The sequence below is a fragment of the Mesorhizobium sp. WSM4884 genome (assembly GCF_029625675.1).
Taxonomy (GTDB): domain Bacteria; phylum Pseudomonadota; class Alphaproteobacteria; order Rhizobiales; family Rhizobiaceae; genus Mesorhizobium.
Map to the genome: position 1 here is coordinate 370144 of NZ_JARTVO010000002.1, position 17235 is coordinate 387378.

Annotated in this window: 18 protein-coding genes and 1 pseudogene; 5 read left to right on the forward strand and 14 right to left on the reverse strand. The window is 64.8% G+C overall.

What is annotated here, in order from left to right:
• Positions 1–100: 100 nt before the first annotated feature.
• Together P9236_RS04425 and P9236_RS04430 are read right to left on the reverse strand one after the other, a co-directional pair.
• Positions 101–1261 (reverse strand): YbfB/YjiJ family MFS transporter, encoded by a 1161-nt coding sequence (locus P9236_RS04425; RefSeq protein WP_278073375.1) that lies wholly within the window; start codon positions 1259–1261, stop codon positions 101–103.
• Positions 1262–1409: 148 nt separating this feature from the next.
• Positions 1410–1616 (reverse strand): hypothetical protein, encoded by a 207-nt coding sequence (locus P9236_RS04430; RefSeq protein ID WP_278073376.1) that lies wholly within the window; start codon positions 1614–1616, stop codon positions 1410–1412.
• A 97-nt stretch (positions 1617–1713) separates the two neighbouring features.
• Here P9236_RS04430 and P9236_RS04435 point away from each other — a divergent pair, with 97 nt between their 5' ends.
• The 3 genes from P9236_RS04435 to P9236_RS04445 all read left to right on the forward strand — a co-directional run bounded on the left by P9236_RS04435 (position 1714) and on the right by P9236_RS04445 (position 4411).
• On the forward strand, positions 1714–2628 hold the full coding sequence (locus tag P9236_RS04435) for a LysR substrate-binding domain-containing protein (RefSeq protein ID WP_278073377.1): 915 nt from the start codon (positions 1714–1716) through the stop codon (positions 2626–2628).
• A gap of 84 nt (positions 2629–2712) precedes the next feature.
• Positions 2713–3969 (forward strand): aminopeptidase, encoded by a 1257-nt coding sequence (locus tag P9236_RS04440; RefSeq protein WP_278073378.1) that lies wholly within the window; start codon positions 2713–2715, stop codon positions 3967–3969.
• Between the two features lie 91 nt (positions 3970–4060).
• Positions 4061–4411: a DUF488 domain-containing protein gene (locus tag P9236_RS04445; protein ID WP_278073379.1), complete on the forward strand. Its 351-nt coding sequence runs from the start codon at positions 4061–4063 to the stop codon at positions 4409–4411.
• Between the two features lie 52 nt (positions 4412–4463).
• Here the strand turns inward: P9236_RS04445 and P9236_RS04450 are convergent, their stop codons facing one another.
• Positions 4464–4817 carry an ArsC family reductase gene (locus P9236_RS04450; RefSeq protein WP_278073380.1) on the reverse strand — a complete coding sequence of 118 codons (354 nt, stop codon included), beginning with the start codon at positions 4815–4817 and terminating at the stop codon, positions 4464–4466.
• A 92-nt stretch (positions 4818–4909) separates the two neighbouring features.
• Between P9236_RS04450 and P9236_RS04455 the strand changes: the two are divergent.
• Positions 4910–5044 (forward strand): annotated as a pseudogene (locus tag P9236_RS04455) (polyketide cyclase); the annotation flags it as partial.
• Positions 5045–5138: 94 nt separating this feature from the next.
• On the opposite strand, the gene P9236_RS04460 reads toward P9236_RS04455, so the two are convergent.
• The 9 genes from P9236_RS04460 to P9236_RS04500 all read right to left on the reverse strand — a co-directional run bounded on the left by P9236_RS04460 (position 5139) and on the right by P9236_RS04500 (position 14425).
• On the reverse strand, positions 5139–5501 hold the full coding sequence (locus P9236_RS04460; protein ID WP_278073381.1) for a nuclear transport factor 2 family protein: 363 nt from the start codon (positions 5499–5501) through the stop codon (positions 5139–5141).
• Positions 5502–5631: 130 nt separating this feature from the next.
• On the reverse strand, positions 5632–6276 hold the full coding sequence (locus P9236_RS04465; RefSeq protein ID WP_278073382.1) for a 2'-5' RNA ligase family protein: 645 nt from the start codon (positions 6274–6276) through the stop codon (positions 5632–5634).
• 36 nt (positions 6277–6312) lie between these two features.
• Positions 6313–7320, reverse strand: coding sequence for a 2-dehydropantoate 2-reductase (locus P9236_RS04470; RefSeq protein WP_278073383.1), 1008 nt, complete (start codon positions 7318–7320; stop codon positions 6313–6315).
• Complete coding sequence (locus P9236_RS04475) at positions 7320–8849, reverse strand: acyl--CoA ligase (protein WP_278073384.1); 1530 nt, start codon at positions 8847–8849, stop codon at positions 7320–7322. Before P9236_RS04475 ends, P9236_RS04470 begins: the two co-directional genes overlap by 1 nt.
• A gap of 50 nt (positions 8850–8899) precedes the next feature.
• On the reverse strand, positions 8900–10486 hold the full coding sequence (gene ggt / locus P9236_RS04480) for a gamma-glutamyltransferase (RefSeq protein ID WP_278073544.1): 1587 nt from the start codon (positions 10484–10486) through the stop codon (positions 8900–8902).
• Positions 10487–10509: 23 nt separating this feature from the next.
• On the reverse strand, positions 10510–11310 hold the full coding sequence (locus tag P9236_RS04485) for an ABC transporter permease (protein WP_278073385.1): 801 nt from the start codon (positions 11308–11310) through the stop codon (positions 10510–10512).
• Positions 11307–12230 (reverse strand): ABC transporter permease, encoded by a 924-nt coding sequence (locus tag P9236_RS04490; RefSeq protein WP_278073386.1) that lies wholly within the window; start codon positions 12228–12230, stop codon positions 11307–11309. The genes P9236_RS04485 and P9236_RS04490 overlap by 4 nt, the downstream gene beginning before the upstream one ends.
• A complete protein-coding gene (locus tag P9236_RS04495; protein WP_278073387.1) occupies positions 12227–13306 on the reverse strand; it encodes an ABC transporter ATP-binding protein in 1080 nt (359 codons plus the stop codon). The genes P9236_RS04490 and P9236_RS04495 overlap by 4 nt, the downstream gene beginning before the upstream one ends.
• Positions 13307–13384: 78 nt before the next feature.
• On the reverse strand, positions 13385–14425 hold the full coding sequence (locus P9236_RS04500; protein WP_278073388.1) for an ABC transporter substrate-binding protein: 1041 nt from the start codon (positions 14423–14425) through the stop codon (positions 13385–13387).
• A 229-nt stretch (positions 14426–14654) separates the two neighbouring features.
• On the opposite strand from P9236_RS04500, the gene P9236_RS04505 reads away from it, so the two are divergent.
• Positions 14655–15356 carry a GntR family transcriptional regulator gene (locus P9236_RS04505; RefSeq protein ID WP_278073389.1) on the forward strand — a complete coding sequence of 234 codons (702 nt, stop codon included), beginning with the start codon at positions 14655–14657 and terminating at the stop codon, positions 15354–15356.
• Between the two features lie 18 nt (positions 15357–15374).
• On the opposite strand, the gene P9236_RS04510 is transcribed toward P9236_RS04505, so the two are convergent.
• Together P9236_RS04510 and P9236_RS04515 are read right to left on the reverse strand one after the other, a co-directional pair.
• The gene (locus P9236_RS04510) at positions 15375–16460 is read right to left on the reverse strand and encodes an ABC transporter ATP-binding protein (protein ID WP_278073390.1); all 1086 of its coding nucleotides are present in this window, start codon (positions 16458–16460) and stop codon (positions 15375–15377) included.
• On the reverse strand, positions 16450–17058 hold the full coding sequence (locus P9236_RS04515) for a cupin domain-containing protein (RefSeq protein ID WP_278073391.1): 609 nt from the start codon (positions 17056–17058) through the stop codon (positions 16450–16452). The genes P9236_RS04510 and P9236_RS04515 overlap by 11 nt, the downstream gene beginning before the upstream one ends.
• Positions 17059–17235 lie beyond the last annotated feature (177 nt).

The following is a 17235-nucleotide window of genomic DNA, read 5'->3' on the forward strand; positions in this document are numbered from 1 at the left end:
ACCGCAAATCAGCGGCGTTGCTGTTCGGCGGGCATAAGGTCACACATTAGTGGGAAAGAAAATGCCCTGCCCGATGCCCGGCATCGAGCAAGACCACAAATCATGGCGATTTTGGTGCAGCCGACCAAGCAATGACGCCGGACACCAGCAGAGCGGCAGCCGCCATGACCGAGGCAAGCACGTAATTGCCCGAAGCCTGCGCAAGCAGGCCGGCGGCGATCGGACCGATGATCTGGCCGAGGCCAAAGGCCGCGGTCATCACCGCGAAGATGCGGCGCGGCGCCTGTGGCGCAAGCTGCCTTGCCGTCTGCAAGCCGAGTGCGGTGATGGCGATGAAGGTGCCGCCGAGCAGCACGCCGGCGAGCAGCGGCCCAGTGAAACCCTTGACGACAACGCTGGCGGTGACGCCGATTACTTCGACCAGGCAGCTCACGGCATAAGCCGCATAGATCCCGGTCCTGGCGGCGAGCTTCTGCCAGAACCAGGTCGACGGGAAACCGGCAAGGCCGGCGACCATCCAGACGGTGGCCTCGAAGACGCGCCCGCCGCCGCCCTGGCGAACGATGGCGACCAGGAAAGTGGCCGTCACCACATAGCCGAAGCCGAACAGCCCGTAGGCAAGGATCATCTTCGTCAGACACCTGTCCCTCGGCAACGCCGGTTCAGGCCCGTCGACGCCGTTGGCCGGCGTGGCGGAGCCCGCGAGCAATGCGACGAAGAGCAGGCCGACGGCAGAGGCGGCTCCGGACCAGAGCCATCCGGCGGCCCAGCCGGCATGGGAAGTGACGAGAATGGCCAACAGCACCGAGGACGCCGCGATACCCAATCCGACGCCGCCGAAATGCAGCGCTTGCAGGTCGCCACGGCCGGACGCGGCAAGGTGGCTGAAGACGATCGACGACATGAACACCATGACGAAGGCGCTGGCGAGCCCGGCAAGGAAGCGGATGACGATGAATGCCGCCATCGTCTCGTTCAAACCCATCAGAGCCGCAAGCACGGCACTGGCGGCGAGGCCGGAAAACATCAGCAGGCGCTCGCGGCCGTGCGCCCAGCCGCCGGCGGCGGCAAGCGCGCCGATGAGATAGCCGAGATAGTTGGCGGACGCGATCCAGCCGACATCGGCCGGCGTCAAATGCAGCTCCTCCATCATGCCCGGCAGGATCGGCGTGTAGACGAAGCGGCCGATGCCCATGGCGACGGCAAGCGCAACCATGCCGGCGACGGCAAGACGCAAAGGGGATGGCGATGCGACATTCATTGCAGCGCAACATAGGTGTGTGCGCTGGCGAAACAACGCGCTTGTGTTGGGCCAGTTGGCCTTCGCGACGACGACCGGCTCACGCCAGGATTGTCAGTGCCGCGCCGCCGACGTCGACGATAAGGAATGCCGGGCCGCGGTCAGCGATTCACCGGCAGGTCGTGCAGGCCGTCTCGTATGCCGTGCGACCGGCCGTCAGCCGGAACGGCATGTCGCCGAGCTCGCGCTCGGACATGGCGTCGAGCACCGGATGCGACAGCGGGTCGACGACCCAGCGCGCGACCTCGCCGTCATCATGCCGGCCCTTTGTCGGCGCGGCATCGGAAAGACCCTTCAGCAAAGATAAAATCTTCATCGGATTGCCTCCAAGGTCAGGGCTGCATTGGGTAAAATCCGCCTTTCCCATCCAGGTTTCAATTGAGATTTCGCTCCTGCCGGTTTAGAAAAACTGAATGGCTATGCTGAACAGCGTCCATCTCAACGGCCTGCGCGCCGTCGAAACCGTAGCGCGGCTTGGCTCGCTCGCCGCCGCGGCCGCCGAGCTCAACGTCTCGGCCAGCGCCGTCAGCCAGCAGATCAAGCGCACGGAAAAGCAGTTGGGACAGGCGCTGTTCGAGCGAACGCCTGGCGGGCTGGTGCCGACCGAGTTCGGCGCTGTCTTCACGGCCCGGCTGAGCGCCGGCTTTCGCGAGCTGGCGCAAGCGGTGGCACTGGCCGGCGAAGCGACGGAATGCACGCTGGTGGTCTCGGTGGCGCCGGCCTTCGCCTCGAAATGGCTTCTGCCCAGGCTGTCGCGGCATTTCGCCCGGCATCCGAACGTGCTCTTGCGCATCGACGCCTCCGCCCGGATCGCAGATCTCGACCATTCCGACATCGACATCGCCATTCGGCTCGGCGACGGCAAGTGGCCAGGCGGCCGGGCGGAACTGCTGCTCGCGCAAGAGGTGTTTCCGGTCTGCGCGCCGTCGATCGCGGCCAAGCTGAAGTCGATCGAGGATCTGGCGCAGACCTGCGCCATCACCGACGAGCGGGCGATGATCAGCTGGGACAGCTGGTTCGAGGCGGCTGGCGTCGAGCCGGTCACCTTCCTCAAGGGCGCGCGGTTCACCGATCCTATGCTTTGCCTGGAATCGGCGATCGCCGGCCACGGCGTGATGCTCGCCTGGCAGTTGCTGACCGCCGATGCGCTGGCCGACGGCCGGCTGGTCGCGCCCTTCGGCGTGCGGGCCGAGAGCGGGCTCGGCTACTGGCTGGTGACGTCGCAGACGAAAAGCGAAAGCCGCAAGGTGCGGGACTTCAAGGCCTGGATCCGCGAGGAGATCGAGGCGACCATGGCGCAGTTCCGGGCGTTGGACAGCGCCGCGTAAATCAGGCCCAGTCGATCTCGGTGGAAAGGCCAGCCGCAGCGGTCTATGTAAGGACAAGACCCCAACATAATGGCAGGCAGGATCATGACCACACATTCGCGCGGCGTCTCGGCAACAATCGACCTGGTGAAGCTCGACAGGCTGGCCGAAGTGGCGGTCAAGGTCGGGCTGCAGCTGCAGCCGGGACAGGACCTCGTGCTGACCTCGTCGATCGCGGCGCTGCCTCTCACCCGGCGCATCGTCGAGCATGCCTACAAGGCCGGCGCCGGGCTGGTGACGCCGATCTTCAACGACGACGAGATCACGCTGGCGCGCTTCCGCTACGGCGCCGACGCCGGCTTCGACCGCGCCGCCGGCTGGCTGTACGAAGGCATGGCGAAGGCCTTCGCCAACAATGCGGCGCGGCTTGCGGTGCGCGGCGAGGACCCGTCGCTGCTTTCGGCGCAGGACCCGGCCAAGGTGGCGCGCGCCAACAAGGCGAACTCGATGGCCTACCAGCCGGCGCTGGAGAAGATCACCGGCTTCGACATCAACTGGAACATCGTCGCCTATCCGGACCTTGCCTGGGCAAAGCAGGTATTCCCGGGGGAGCCCGACGACGTCGCGGTGGCGAAGCTTGCCGATGCCATCTTCTCCGCCTCGCGCGTCGATGTCGAGGATCCGATCGGCAACTGGAAGGCGCACAACGCTGCCCTGGCCGAGCGCACGAAATGGCTGAACGAGCATAATTTCCATTCCCTCCATTTCACCGGGCCGGGCACCGACCTGACGGTCGGACTGGCGGAGGGGCATGAGTGGATGGGCGGCGCCTCGACCGCGAAGAACGGCATCACCTGCAACCCGAACATCCCGACCGAGGAAGTCTTCACCACGCCGCATGCCTGGCGCGTCGAAGGTCACGTCTCGTCGACCAAGCCGCTCTCCTACCAGGGTACGCTGATCGACGAGATCTCGGTGCGCTTCGAGGGCGGACGGATCGTCGAGGCCAAGGCCTCGAAGGGCGAGGACGTCTTGAAGAAGGTGCTCGACACCGACGAGGGCGCGCGCCGGCTCGGCGAAGTGGCGCTGGTGCCGCATTCCTCGCCGATCTCGAAGAGCGGCCTGTTGTTCTTCAACACGCTGTTCGACGAGAACGCCGCCTGCCACATCGCGCTCGGACAGTGCTATTCGAAGTGCTTCGTCAACGGCGCTTCGCTCAGCCAGGATGAGATGGCGCAGCGCGGCGGCAACAAGAGCTTTATCCACATCGACTGGATGATCGGTTCGGACAAGATCGACATCGACGGCGTCGGCAAGGATGGCGGCCGCGTGCCGGTGATGCGCAAGGGCGAGTGGGCCTGACAGGACTCATTGTTTTGCGCAATTCCCGGACGGACGGCTACGGCGAAGTCGCCGAGCCCAACCGCTGGAATTGCTTGGCAAAGGAGGCGTAGTGGCCTTCGACATTGCGACAAAGCGCGTCTACGAGACGCCCGAGAAGACCGACGGCCAGCGGGTGCTGGTCGATCGCATCTGGCCGCGCGGTGTCGCCAAGAAGGATGCCGCGCTAACCTTATGGCTCAAGGACATCGCGCCGAGCGACGAGCTGCGCAAATGGTTCGGGCATGAGCCTGGGCGCTGGGCGGAGTTCCAGAAGCGGTACCGGGCGGAGCTCGACCGCAACGAGGAGGCTGTGGCGCAGTTGCGCGACCTGCTTGGCAACGGCAAGGTGACGCTGCTCTACGGCGCGCATGACGAGGCGCACAACAATGCAGTGGTGCTGGCGGAGTACCTAAAGGCGTAACGTCGAGATGCCGGCGGGACAGCGAAGGAACGCGGCTTACGAAGATCGAGCCTTATTTCCCGCCAACCGCCTCCTCGTAGACCTCCGGCTTGAACCCAACCAGAATGCGCTCGCCCACCTCGAGCACCGGCCGCTTGATCATGGTCGGCTTGGCGAGCATCAGCTTCTTGGCCTTCTTCTCGTCGAGCGCTTCCTTGTCCTTCTCCGGCAACTCGCGAAAGGTCGTGCTTGCCTTGTTGAGCAGCTTCTCCCAGCCGATCTTGCCGACCCAGCCGTTCAGCTTCTCCGCCTCGATGCCTTCGGCCCGGTAGTCGTGGAAGCGATAAGGGACGTCATGGCTCTCCAGCCAGACGCGCGCCTTCTTGATCGTGTCGCAGGTGGTAATGCCATACATGGTGATCGTCAAGACAGACCCTCGGGCGGATGGATTGCGAATCTGGCCGAACCCTAGGCCTGCCCTGCCCGCTTTGCCAGCGCTTTGCGGCGGGCGGAATTTTGGGCAAAGGCACGCGCTATGCCGCCACCGCCATCCACCGCGACGAGGCGACGCGCGACAGTCATGAGGAGATGGGTTTCTTCGACGGCTGGGGCACGGTGGCCGACCAGCTTGCGGAGTATGCAAAGACGATTTGAGACGCAGGCGTGGCGGCCAGGGCATTGTCCAGCCGTCATGCCTGGTCTTCAATTCAAGTCGCGAAAGCAGTGAGCCGTCTGACGCCGATCGGCCTCAATAGTAAAAGCGTTCTTCGCTGATTTTGCCGTTCTTGACCGTGTAGAGGCCAACCTCATCCATTTTGACGCGTTCGCCGGTGGATTTGGGCGTCACGTCGAAGCTGAAGCGCAAGGCGAACTGGTCGCCGTTGACATAAGGGCCCTCGACCGAGCCGCCATGAACCTCGTGGTTCGCTTCCCACCACTCGCCCTTCTGCTTCACGGCATCCTTGCCGCTGCAAACGGCCATCGGGCCTTCCATCGCTTCGTAGCTGACGATGTCGTCGGCATTGTACTTCGCGGCAGCGGTGTGGCTGTCGCCCTTCTTGAGGAGTTCGGTGAAATCCTTGGCAATATCCGTGGTGGTCGCGGTGGTCATGACTTCCTCCCTGTTTGGACTAGACGTCAATTAGGGACCGATTGCCGGTCTGCCACTGGGACGTGGCTCCGCAGGTGACAATTCGTGTCAGGATGGCTGCCTGCAATGACGATACGGACGATTTAGATGCTCACATGACGGCATGCGCGTCGTCCCGACCGCTCAATCGCCAAAAACCGGGAAATTCGTATTTCCCCTCACAGCTGTGGATCAGCGCGAAACTCCGCACGGTCCACCTGACGGGGTCGACGAGCCGCTCCGGTATCTTTGGCACGCCGTCTCTATCGCGGAGCAGCGTCACATGCGGCTCCAGCGAATTGGTCACGAAAGGTTGCAGCGGGCTGTCGTGAACCACGGCCGAGAGTTTGCGCCAGAACTCTTGTAGTGCCGGCGAACGATCGCCGCTACGAAGCACAAGGGCTCCGCCGCCGAAAGCAGACAAGCGGTCGAAACAAACGTCAAAGGGCTTCGCTTGTATTAGCGAACCGACGCGGCAGGCCGTCTCGACCACGTATGGGGACTTGCCGTCGCCGAGGCCCATCAAGGTAATGTGCGTTTGCTTGGCGGGAGTTAGCCAAGCTTGCCGCAATCCGAACTCTTGGCGACACCCCCTCGCCCATTGCTCGAGCAGGGTGCCAGTAGGTTCTCCGACCAGGATTCCATAAAACATATGCGGCTCATTCGTCCGCCTCCGTTTCCCGCTGGCCTTCAACTCGCCCCAGCCGAAATAAGTCTGGCCGTTCTCTTGTGTCCCGAACGTAAGCTGGCCATTCATGGCTGATCCCTTTCGGATATCGTCCAAAGGATCAGACTAGAACAAAACAGGAACAATCCACAAGGGAGAACAACACCCGCGCTCGATCGCCAGGCGACGCACCAGTGCCAGCACGCTATCGATAGTCGGCGTCGGCCGAGAGGTCAGGCGGCCGAGTTCCTGCACGGCGCCCACCAAGGCATCGATCTCCATCGGACGGCCACGCTCCAGATCCTGCAGCATCGAGGTCTTGTGCTCGCCGACGTCGCCGGCGCCCTTGATGCGCCGGTCGACGGGGATGGGAAAGCGCACGCCGAGGCTCTCGCCGATCGCCTGCGCTTCCAGCATCATGGCGCGGGCAAGCGCGCGCGTGCCTTCGTCGGCGACGATTGTCGCGAGCGTGCTGCCGGTCAGCGCCGAGATCGGGTTGAAGGAAAGATTGCCCCAGAGCTTCACCCAGATCTCGGAGCGTATGTCCTCGCGGACCGGCGCCTGCAGTCCAGCCTTGACCATCTCGCGCGCCAGAGCAGTCACACGTTCGCTCTTCTCGCCCGAAGGCTCGCCGAGCGAAAAGCGCGTGCCCTCGACATGGCGGATCAGGCCAGGCGCATCGACCTCGACAGCCGGATAGACGACGGAGCCGATGACGCGCTCAGGGCCGATGTGCTGCCAGATCGCTCCGCCGGGATCGACCGCATGGAGCCGGGTACCTTCGAGCGCGCCGCCGGCCTTGTAGAAATACCACCAGGGCACACCGTTCTGCATGGTGACCACCGCGGTCCCATCGCCCAAGAGCGGCGCGATCTCGTCCAGCGCCGGCGCCAGCGAATGCGCCTTCAGCGCCAGCACGACATAGTCCTGAACGCCGAGCTCTTCGGTTCGCGCCGCCGCCCTTATGCGCGTGACCGTTTCCTTGCCATCCTCGATCAGACGGAGGCCGCCGGCCTTGATCGCTTCGAGATGCGCGCCACGCGCCACGATCGACAGATCGACCTGGCCGGCGATCGCCAGCTTGGCGGCGAGGTAGCCGCCGATCGCGCCGGCGCCGAAGACTGCAATGCGCATCAGCCGAGACCGAGTTTTGCCGCGAGACCGATGCGCTGCAACTTGCCGGTCGCGCCCTTCGGGATCTCGTCCAGGATCAACACCTTGCGTGGCACCTTGAAATCGGCGAGCCGCGTCGCCGCGAAGCCGCGGATGTCGGCCTCGCTGGCGCTCTGCCCTTCGCGCAGCACTATCGCCGCCGCGACCTCTTCGCCGAGCTTGTCATGCGGCATGGCGAAGGTGACGACCTGCGCCACCGCCGGATGATCCATCAAAACGCCGTCGACCTCGAGCGGCGAGATTTTCTCGCCGCCGCGATTGATGATCTCCTTCAGCCGGCCGGTGACACGCAGATAGTTGTCCTCGTCGAGCACGCCCTGGTCGCCGGTGTGGAACCAGCCATGGGCGAAGGCGCTGGCATTGGCGTCCGGATTCTTCTCGTAGCCGGCGGTGACGTTCGGACCGCGGATGACGATCTCGCCAATTTCGCCCGCTTTGAGCAGCCGCCCATCCGGCGCCATGACGGCGACTTCCGGTCCCGCCGCAGCGCCCACACTGCCCGGCTTGCGCTGGCCGGGCGGCAGGCGGTTGGAGGCCATCTGGTGCGCGGCCTCGGTCATGCCGTAGGACTCGATCACCGGACAGCCGAATGTCGCCTCGAGCTCGGCCATGACCTGCGCCGGCAGGGACGCCGATGAGGAGCGGATGAAGCGCAGCTTCGCTTCGGCCAGTTGCTCGGGATTGCGCGCGGCGCGCGGCAGGATCGCCTGATGCATGGTAGGCACCGCCGTGTACCAGCTCGGCTTCGCTTCGGAGAGCCATTGGAAAAAGCGCAGCGCGTTGAAGCCCGGCGTGCAGAAGACGCTGCCGCCGGCGGCGAGCGAGGACAGCACCGCCGCGATCAGCCCGTGGATGTGGAACAGCGGCATAATGTTGAGGCAGCGATCGGCCGTGGTCAGGCCGAGCGTGGCGCCGATATGTGCCGCCGAAGCGGCGAGGTTTGCATGGCTGAGCGGCACCAGTTTGGGGCGCGAGGTGGTGCCGGAGGTGTGCAGAAGAAGCGCCGTGTCGCCCCCCTCGGCCAGTCCGGACGCGACCGGTGGGCCGACCGGATCGCCCTCGATCGTGAAGACACCAGCCGGCGCGCCGTCCGGCACGACCAGGCGCAGCACGGGGATGCCGAGACGCTCGGCGACCTCGACAGAGGGACCAGCCTCGTCCTTGCCGACGAGGATCGCCTTGACGCCGATGTCGCTCAGATAGAAGTCGAGCTCGTCGGCGCGATAGGCCGGGTTGAGCGGCGCGGTGGAAGCAGCAGCTGCCACCGCGATGAAAGCCGCCGCCATCTCCGAGCCGTTGGGCAGCACGATGGCGACGCGATCGCCACGGCCGATGCCGAAGGCGTTGAGCCGCGACACCGTCTCGCCAATCAGCCGGCGCAGCTTGCCATGCGAGAGTGCGGTCCGTTCAGGCGCCGCGATGGCCGGTGCGTCTTCGGCGCCGGGAGCGAGGCGATGGGCGAGATCGATGGAATTTGCGCTGTTTGTCATGGTTCCAGACTATGTTTCGAACGGTCGGCCGCTGTCCAGCAAAGGGCTGCTCAATATCCGAGCGCCAGGCCGTCCTTGCGCGGATCGGAGGCGCCGGTCAGCGTGCCTCTTTCCCAATCGATCAGCACAGCCTGACCGCCGCCAAGCGGATGATCCGGCTCGACAACGCGATGGCCGCGGCGACGCAGGCCCTCGATGGCATCGGCGCGCACGCTGCGCTCGGCCTCCACCACGTCGAGATTGTAGAATACGCGCGGCGCATCCAGGGCCTGCTGCGGGTCCATGCCGAAATCGATCATGTTGGTCAAAAGATGCACGTGGCCGAAGGGCTGGTAGCCGCCGCCCATGACGCCGAACGGCATCACCGCGCGACCGTTCCTCGTCATCATGCCCGGCATGATCGTGTGCATCGGCCGCTTGCCGGGCGCGATCGCGTTCGGATGCTTGGGATCGAGCCGGAAGCTGGTGCCGCGGTTCTGCAGCACGACGCCGGTCTTCGGGCCGACGACGCCGCTGCCGAAGGAATAATAGGTCGAGTTGATGAAGCTCACCGCGTTGCGATCGCTGTCGACGACGGTGATATAGACCGTGTCGCTGCCCGGCAGGTCGAGGCGCGGCAATCCGGCCATGGCGCGCTCCGGGTCGATCGCTGCACGCAGCCGGTTGGCATAGGCGCTGGAGAGCAGCTCCTTTACCGGCACCGCGACATGGTCCTGATCGGCAAGCAGGTTGTCGCGATCGCGGTAGGCGAGCCGCCCGGCTTCGATCTCCAGATGCAGCCGTTCGGCGCCATCCGGGTCGAGCGCGCCAAGGTCGAAGCCCGAGAGCACGTTGAGCATCAACAGCGCGGTCAGGCCCTGGTTGTTGGGCGGCATCTGCTGGATGTCATAGCCGCGATAGGATGTGCTGACCGGCGTCTTGTAGTCGCCCTTGGTCGCTGCGAAATCGTCGAGCGTATGCAGGCCGCCGAGCGCGCGAAGTCGGCCGACCAGATCCGCCGCGACTTCGCCTTCATAGAAGCCGGCGCGGCCCTTTTTGGCGATGATGCGCAATGTCTCGGCGAGCTCCGGCTGGCGATGCACGTCGCCGGCCTTGGGCGGCTTGCCGCCCGGGAGGAAGATGCGGGTTGCCACCTCGTCGGCTGACAGATCGGTTTCCGGATCAGCCCAGTCGAAAGCGACGCGGTCATGCACGACATAGCCTTCTTTGGCATAGTGGATAGCCGGCGCGAGCGCGTCGGCGATGCCCTTGCGGCCATGGTCCTCCAACAGCCGGCACCAGGCGTCGACGGCACCGGGAATCGTCACCGCATGGGCGCCCTGCTTCGGCAGCTCGCTGAAGCCATGCTCGAGATACCAGCCGACCGTCGCGGCCTGAGGCGCGCGCCCCGAACCGTTGAAGGCGATCACCTCGCCCTGCCCTTTCGGGCAATAGAGGACGAAACAGTCGCCGCCGATGCCGGTCGATTGCGGCTCGACAACCGCCTGCACGGCCGCGGCGCAGACGGCCGCGTCCATGGCGTTGCCGCCGGAGCGCAGCATCTCGACGGCGGCGAGCGTCGACAGCGGATGCGAGGTCGCGGCCATGGCTTCGGTGGCGCGGACCGGCGAGCGGCCTGGGAACTGGAAATCACGCATGCTGGTGTTGGTACCCCTCAACTTCAACGTCCGCGGCCGAAAAGCTGGGCGGCGGACAACAAGACGATCGAAAGCACGATCAGGCAAGTCGAAATGGCGGCAATCGTCGGATCGATCTGGTCGCGCAGCGCATTGAACATGCGGCGCGTCAGCGTCGTGGTCTCGCCGCCCGAGATGAAAAGCGAGACCACCACCTCGTCGAAGGAGGTGATGAAGGCAAATAGCGCGCCCGAGACGATCGAGAAGCGCAGCTGGGGCATGGTCACCTGGAAGAAGGCGGCGAAGCCCCCGGCGCCGAGGCTGCGCGCCACCATCTCCTGGTTCATGTCGTAGGAGCGCAGCCCGGACAGGACAGTGAGCACGACCAGCGGCAACGCTTGCACCGTGTGGGCGATGACGAGGCCGGTCAGCGTGTTGTTGAGGCCGATGCGGGCATAGAGGAAGAAGGTGCCGATACCGATCAGGATGACCGGAATGATCAGCGATGCCGTGAGCAGCGCGTTGATGGCGCCGGTCAGCCGCAGCGTGCCGGCATTGATGGCATAGGCCGCGGCAGTGCCGAGCGGTGTCGCTACGATCGCGGTCATCACCGCCACCTTGACCGAGACGATGGTGGCGTCGCGCCATTCCACCGATCCGAAATAGCTCTCATACCAGCGCAGCGACCATTGCTCGGGCGGGAACTGCAGCAGCGTCGAGCCGGAGAAGGACATGATGACGATGATCACCGACGGCGCGATCAAGAACAGCATGACTAGACCGCCAAGCAGATACAGCCACAGGCGTTGCCAATGCGAGATGGGCAGACTGTTTTCCGCGCTCATCGCCGGCTCCAGACGCCGGTAGCGCGCGCGCCGAGCAGCCACTGGAACAGGCCGAGGAGCGCCAGCGTGACCGCGAGCAGCACGACGCCGAGTGCCGCGCCCGCGCCCCAGTTGGAATAGAGGCTGGCGGCCTGCTCCATGCGCATCGCCCACATGATGACCTTGCCGCCGCCCATCAGCGCCGGCGTGACGAAGAAGCCGAGGCAGAGCACGAAGACGATGACCACGCCGGAGGCAAGGCCAGGCAGCGACAGCGGGAAGAATATCTGCCGGAAGGTGGCGGCGGGGCTGGCGCCGAGATTCATGCCGGCGCGCAGGCAGTCGACGTCGATCGTCTTCATCGAGGCGTAGAGCGGCAGCACCAGGAACGGCAGCATGATGTGGCTCATGCCGATGACGACACCGGCGAAGTTGTTGGCGAGCGGCAACGGCTGGCCGATCAGGCCGAGGTCGATCAGCCAATTGTTGATCAGCCCCTTGCGCTGCAGGATGATCAGCCAGGCATAGGTGCGCACCAGCACCGAGGTCCAGAACGGCAGGATGACGAAGATCAGGCAGACCGAGGCGGCGCGACGCGGCAGTTGCGACAGCATGTATGCCAGCGGATAGCCGAACAGCACGCAGGCCCCGGTGACGACGAAGGCAACCTTGAAGGTGGTGGCGAAGGTCTTGATGTAGGACGCTTGCTCGAAGAAGCGTGCATAGTTGGCGAGGCTGAGCTCACCGGTCTCGTCGAAGAGCGAGAGCCAGAACAGCCAACCGATCGGCACGATGATGACGGCGAAGACCAGAAACAGCCCGGGCGACAGCAGCGCCAACAGCCCGAGCGCCTGGCGCCGCGCATCGGCGCGCAATGCATCGGCGTTCAGCACCTCGTCCGGCCTGCCGGCATGGCCGAGGCTGGCGGATTCGACGCTCATCGGTCCGTCACCAGCACGACATCCTGCGCATCGATGCCGAGCGTGATCGGCTCGCCGGGCGCAGGCAGCTTCGCCAGCACGTCGGAGCGGCAATAGTCGCGCAGCGTCACCTGGCGGCCGTCGCGAAGCATCGCGTAGCAGATGAAGCTGTCGCCCTGATAGATGACGTCGCCGACTGTCGCCGGCAGCGCATTGATGCCTGCCTGATCCGCATCGGTGAGCAGCCGCAGCTTTTCCGGCCGCACCACCATCAGATGCCGACCGGCGGACGGCGCCGGATCGTTCATGCGAAGCTTTCTGTCCTCATACCAGACGCTGCCGTTGCGGCTTTCGACCGGGATGAAGTTGGATTCGCCGATGAAGCCAGCGACGAACTTCGTCTTCGGCCTGGCGTAGAGCGCCTCGGGCTGGTCGATCTGCTCGATGCGCCCGGCATTCATGACCGCGATGCGGTCCGACATAGTGATCGCCTCGCGCTGGTCATGGGTGACGTAGACCGTCGTCATGCCGAGCCGCCGATGCAGGTTGCGCAATTCGATCTGCATGTGCTCGCGCAGGCCCTTGTCGAGCGCAGACAGCGGCTCGTCCATCAAGACGATGCGCGGCTCGAAGACGATGGCGCGAGCCAACGCCACGCGCTGGCGCTGGCCGCCGGAAAGCTGATCGACGCGGCGCTCGCCCAGACCTTTCAACTGCACAAGATCGAGCGCCCTCTCCACACGTTCGGCCGTTTCCGCCGCCGACACGCGCCGTTGCTTGAGCGGAAAGGCGATGTTGTGGAAGACGTTCATATGGGGGAAGAGCGCATAGTTCTGGAACACCATGCCGATGTTGCGCTTGTGCGGCGGCATGGTGATGATCTCCTCGCCACCGACCTTGATTGAGCCTGCATTGGCGCGCACGAAGCCGGCCAGGATCATCAGCAGCGTCGTCTTGCCCGAACCGGACGGACCAAGCAGCGTCAGGAATTCACCCGCCGCGACATCGAGGCTGAGGTCGCTCAGGATCGAGACGGCGCCGAAGCGCTTCTCGATGCCGTGAATGCCGATGGGCAGCGCTGACGGCGCAAGAGACAAGAGCATCTCCTTCAACTCCGGATCATGGTCGGCGGAATGGGCGGAGCGACGCCTCGGAGCGTCGCTCCGACGCAGTCGTTATTGCTGGATCAGGTTGTTGAACTTCTCGGTCGCCTCGACGAGGTTGTCGCGCCAGAACTCGGGATCCTGAAGCACCTGCTTCTTGACGTTCTCAGGCGAGGAGTTGATGTCCTTGATCCGCTCCTGCGGGATCTTGCCGGTCTCGAACGCCTTCTCGTTGGCCGGGCCGTTGTCGACATAAAGCGGCAAATTGGCCTGGAGTTCGGGGCTGACGAACTTGGCCAGCGCCTTCATGGCGAGATCCTTGTTCTTCGATCCCTTCGGGATGACCAGGCAGTCGGCGGTGAGCACACCCTGGTCGAAGGTGAAGCTCACCGGCGCGCCTTCCTTCTTCAAAGTGCCGGCGCGGCCGTTCCAGATGCTCGCCATATCGACCTCGCCGTCCTTGACGAGCTGCATGGCCTGCGCGCCGGAAGTCCACCAGGCGTCGATATGGCCCTTGACCTTGTCGACGGATTGCAGCGCGCCGTCGATGTCGACCGGATAGACCTTGTCGATCGGGGTGCCCTTGGCGAGCGCGGCAACGCTCAGCGTTTCGGTCGCCTGGCTGCCGGAGAGCGCGCGGCGGCCCGGGAATTTCTCGACGTCCCAGAAATCGGCCCAGGTCTTCGGTCCCTTGTCGCCGAAGACATCAGTGCGGTAGATCAGCACCACCGAGGTGTAGGAGACGCCGACCCAGTCGTCATGGACGAGTTTCGGATTGATGCCGCTCTTGTCGATGAGACTGTAGTCGAGTTTTTCGAACAGGCCTTCCTTGGAACCGCGCGCGCATTCGTCTGCGCCAAGCTCGGTGACGTCCCATTTGACGGCATTGCCGGTGACCTGCAGGCGCACGTCGTCGAGGCCGTTGGTGGTGTCCTGCTTGATGGTGATGCCGAGCTCCTTGGCCGTCGGATCGAAGAAGGCCTTGGTCTGCGCTTCCTGGTAGGTGCCACCCCATGAGGCGACGGTGATGGTGTCGGCGGCCGATGCCGGAACGGCAACCGAGGCCAGCAGCCCGGCGATCGCTAGGCCGCGAATGCAAAGTCTCTTCGTCATTTTCGCTTCTCCAACCGGTGTTCCCGTTATCGTTGATTTGGTATGCGAATTTGTATACAATTTTGAGTGTAATTCGGCGGGAGCCGATGTCAACTCGGATGATCGCTTTTTTGGCTACGGGAGAAATGGAGCGCGTTTCGGGTGACTGCTTCTCGAAACTGTCCTGTTTCAAGCAGGCGCTAAAAGGCACTAGACTGCGAATCCGTCACAGACCGTTGGAGCGGGAAGTTTGGGCAAGGAACGGAAAAACACGCTGCGCGACTCGGTGTTCGAGAAGCTGAAGGCGATGATCATCACCGGGCAGATCCCGCCAGGCGGCCGCGTGACGGAGGCCGACATGGCCGAACGCCTCAAGGTGAGCCGCACCCCGGTGCGCGAAGCCTTCAACCGGCTCGAGCGCGACGGGCTGGTGATCGGGCGTCCGCGCCAGGGCTATATCGTCGCCGAGTTCAACCTGACCATGTTCCGCGAGGCCTTCGATATCCGCGAACTGCTCGACGGGCGCGCGACCGAGTTGGCGGCGGCCAACGCGACCGCCGCCGACAAGGCGAGGCTGCGTGAGATGCTTGCCGAATGCGAGCGGCTGGCGGCGATCCCCGACCGCAGCACCCGGGAGAAATTCGAGGAATTGCAGGTCGGCATCGACCTGCATCGGGTGATCGCCGAAATCAGCGGCAACGAGATGCTCTGCGGCATGCTCTGCGGCATACTCGACAAGTGTCAGCAATATGTCTGGACCGAGCTTCTGTGGCTCGACGAATGGAAGCTTACGCGCGAGGAGCACACCGGCATTGTCGACGCGATCTGCGCCGGCGACGTCGCTTTGGCCGGCGAGCGCGCCCGCGCCCATGTGCGCGGCTCGCGCGAGAACATTCTGCGCCTGCTGCAAGCCAAGTCCGACTACCAGGGGTTTTTCGCCAAGGCGTCGTGAGCGAAGCTCTCTATCGCATCAGCTCGCAAGCATCGGGCAGTTGGCGCCGCGGCGCAGGCTGACATGCGCCACGTCGCCAATGCGGAATTGAAAACCGTCGGCGCGGCGCGGAGCATCGATGATGATCGCAGTCCCCTGCTTCAGCTCGGCGTGCAGGCGCAGCGAGCGGCCGTGGAAGACGATGCCGCTGACCCTGGCCGGCGCAGTGCCTTCGGCGGCTTCGGCGGCCGCCAGCAGATCCTCCGGGCGCACGCCGATGGTGCGCGTATCGCCCACGGCCGGCGTCTCGCCGGTGTCCGAGACAGCCTCCAGCGGCAGCTCGCCGGCGGCAAAGCGCAGGCGCTCGCCGTCGCGGCCGACAAAGCGCGACTGCAGAAGATTCATCGTGCCGATGAAGGAGGCGACGAACTTCGTCGCGGGCCGGTCGTAAAGCGTTGCGGGCGGCGCGATCTGCTCGATGCGCCCCTTGTCCATGACGACAATGCGGTCGGAGATCGACAGCGCCTCGGTCTGGTCGTGAGTGACCATGACGAAGGTGGTGCCGAGCCGCGACTGCAGCCGCTTGAGCTCCACCTGCATCTGCTCGCGCAGATGCGCGTCGAGCGCCGACAGCGGCTCGTCAAGCAGGAGCACGCGCGGCTCACAGACGATGGCGCGGGCGAGCGCGACGCGCTGGCGCTGGCCGCCGGAGAGTTCGGAGATGCGGGCGCGTAGCTTATCGGCGAGCCCGACCATGTCGAGCGCCTGACCGACACGCTTGGCCTGCTCGATGCCGGACAGCTTGCGCAGCGACAGGCCGAAGCCGACATTGTCGGCGACGTCCATGTGCGGAAACAGCGCGTAATCCTGAAAGACGGTGTTGACCGGACGGTCGAAGGGTCTCAGGCCGGTGATGTCGCGGCCTTCGAGCAGGACGTTGCCGCTGGTCGGGCTCTCGAATCCGGCGATGACGCGCAGGCTCGTCGTCTTGCCGCAGCCGGAGGGGCCGAGCAGGGTCAGAAACTCGCCCGCCGCAATGTCGAGATCGACGGCATCGAGGCCCACGATACCGCCGGGAAAGACCTTCGAAACTTTCTGCAGCCGAACGAGCGCATCAGGCGCCATCGCGCACCTCGGACGGCTTGGTGGTGTTGACCCAGAGGATCTGGCAGCGCTCGGCGCCGGGATTGCGGAAGGCATGCAAGAGCGTGCTCTTGAAGGCAAAACTGTCGCCGGCCTTGAGCACATAGGTCGTAGCGTCGACCACCAGTTCGACCTCGCCTGTCATCACGAAGCCGAATTCGTGGCCGGCATGGGCGTAGGCTTCCGCCGTGCCGCCACCGGCCTCGACCATCACCAGCATGCCGGTGAGCGTCGCGGCGGGCGGCGACAGAAGCGACTTGGCGATGCCTTCGGATTTCACAGGGATCGCGCGCCGCTTGTCGGCCCGCACGCAGTAGAGGTCGTTGACCGCTTCATTACCGTCGGCGATCAGCGCCGAAGGCTCAATGTCGAGGGCGGCGGCGAGCGGCCAGATCACCTTGACGCGCAGCGAGGACATGCCGCGCTCGATTTGGCTGAGCGCGCCGATGGAGATGCCGGCCTTGGCCGCAAGCTCGGCCAGCGACAGCTTGCGCTCGAGCCTCAGCGCCCGCACGCGCCGGCCGACGCGGACGTCAGCATCGTCTTTCGGCCTTTCGGTGGCTTCGTCAAAAACATCCATGCAATGGTCCTCGTTGTCTTTCTACGGCGCAGCGTAGCGCCGCCAGGCTCCCCCTTCTCCCCTCGTGGGAGAGGGTGTCGCCGAAGGCGACGGATGAGGGGTGTTCCAGAGAATGCTAACGTCTCATTCCTTCCAACACCCCTCATCCGTCTCGGCGCTAGCGCGCCGATCCACCTT